The organism is Mesorhizobium sp. M7A.F.Ca.ET.027.03.2.1, from assembly GCF_003999175.1.
In the GTDB taxonomy this organism is placed as follows: Bacteria; Pseudomonadota; Alphaproteobacteria; order Rhizobiales; family Rhizobiaceae; genus Mesorhizobium.
Window position 1 is genome coordinate 1 of sequence record NZ_RZOM01001203.1, and the last position, 1723, is coordinate 1723.

The following is a 1723-nucleotide window of genomic DNA, read 5'->3' on the forward strand; positions in this document are numbered from 1 at the left end:
ACAGCACATTGTGCAGGTTCTGGTTGTTGAGACCCATGAAGGTCAGCTCGACGCCGGCGAATTCGCCTTCCTTGACATTGGCCTTGGTCGCCTCGAGGCAGAGTTCCCCGACCTTCTGGAAATCGGCGTCCGTCGGCTGGCCTTTGCCGACGCCTGGGATCTGCAGGATTTTTGTGCGCAATTCGCTTGCCGCTGAGGCCGGGCGCGTCAAGGCGCCAAGTCCGGCGCCGGATGCGGCTGCGATCGCGGCCATGCTGGCCGCGCCCTTCAATATGTCGCGCCTTGTGGCGCCGGCTCGAACCAGTTTGTCGTAAAGACCCGTTCTCATCGCCTATTTCCTCCCAGAACATCAGTGTGAATAAATCGGCCAACTGTCGGACGCCGGAGCGCCAACGATGCTCCCGTTTCGGAAACGAATTAGGCAGGACCCCACCCTGCGTCGATTGAATTTCCCTGCGGATCGGGTACCGACATTTTGACCAGCGCCAGCCACTATTCTCACAACCAAACGCCGTGTCAACGAGAACGGGTTTTTATCTATAAGGGACCGACTTGCCCTGACAGGTCGCGTTGGTTAGCTTCTGCGCCTACGGCTAATGGAGCCGATGGGGGAGACATGGCGCAAGTCGCGATCAGCAAGGTGGCCAAGGCCTTTGGAACGGTCAAGGTTCTGCACGAAGTCAGCGTCGATATCGCAGACGGACAGTTCGTGGTGCTGGTTGGCCCTTCGGGTTGCGGTAAGTCCACATTGCTCAGGATGGTGGCCGGGTTGGAGACCGTCTCCGCCGGTACGATCGCCATCGGCGACCGCGTCGTCAATCATCTGCCGCCGGCCAAGCGCGACATCGCCATGGTGTTCCAGAACTATGCGCTCTATCCGCACAAGACGGTCGAGCAGAACATGGCCTTCGCGCTCAAGCTCAGGAAAACCGATCCGGCCTTGGTCGCCGAGCGGGTCAAGCGCGCCGCCGATATCCTCGACCTCAATCCCTATCTGAAGCGCTATCCCCGCCAGCTTTCCGGCGGCCAGCGACAGCGCGTGGCCATGGGCCGTGCCATCGTGCGCAATCCGCAGGTCTTCCTGTTCGACGAGCCGCTGTCCAATCTCGACGCCAAGCTGCGCGTGCAGATGCGCACCGAGATCAAGGAACTGCACCAGAGGCTGAAGACCACCACCATCTACGTCACCCACGACCAGATCGAGGCCATGACCATGGCCGACAAGATCGTCGTGATGCGCGACGGCCGCATCGAGCAGGTCGGCGCGCCGCTGGAGCTGTTCGACAGACCGGCCAACCTGTTTGTCGCCGGCTTCATCGGCTCGCCGTCGATGAACCTGCTCAAGGGCACCATGCGCAAGGGCGACAAGCCCGGTGTCGACATCGCCGGCACGCTGTTCCCGATCGCATCGGGCAATGCCGCGCAGGACGGTCAAGCGGTCGTCTATGGCGTGCGACCGGAGCACCTCGAGATCCATCCCGACGGCGTGCCGGCGAAGATTTCGGTGGTCGAGCCGACCGGCTCGGAGACGCTGGTGTTCCTGCGCTTCGGCGAAGGCGAGATGGTGGCGCTGTTTCGCGAGCGTCACGACTTCAAGCCGGGCGATACGCTGAAGCTGAAGCCAAGGCTCGACCAGATCCATCTTTTCGACGCAGAGACCGGCAAGCGTCTCTGATCCCAACTCACGAGGAATACCATGCTCAAAGGCATCAACCCGCTGCTC

The 1723-nt window shown here is 61.6% G+C and carries 1 protein-coding gene and 1 pseudogene; one reads left to right on the forward strand and one right to left on the reverse strand.

What is annotated here, in order from left to right; genetic code table 11:
* A pseudogene (locus EN750_RS32965) lies at nucleotides 1-328 on the reverse strand (sugar ABC transporter substrate-binding protein); the annotation flags it as partial.
* Between the two features lie 288 nt (nucleotides 329-616).
* On the opposite strand from EN750_RS32965, the gene ugpC reads away from it, so the two are divergent.
* Nucleotides 617-1675, forward strand: coding sequence for a sn-glycerol-3-phosphate ABC transporter ATP-binding protein UgpC (gene ugpC / locus EN750_RS32970; protein WP_127266589.1), 1059 nt, complete (start codon nucleotides 617-619; stop codon nucleotides 1673-1675).
* The last annotated feature ends 48 nt before the right edge of the window (nucleotides 1676-1723 follow it).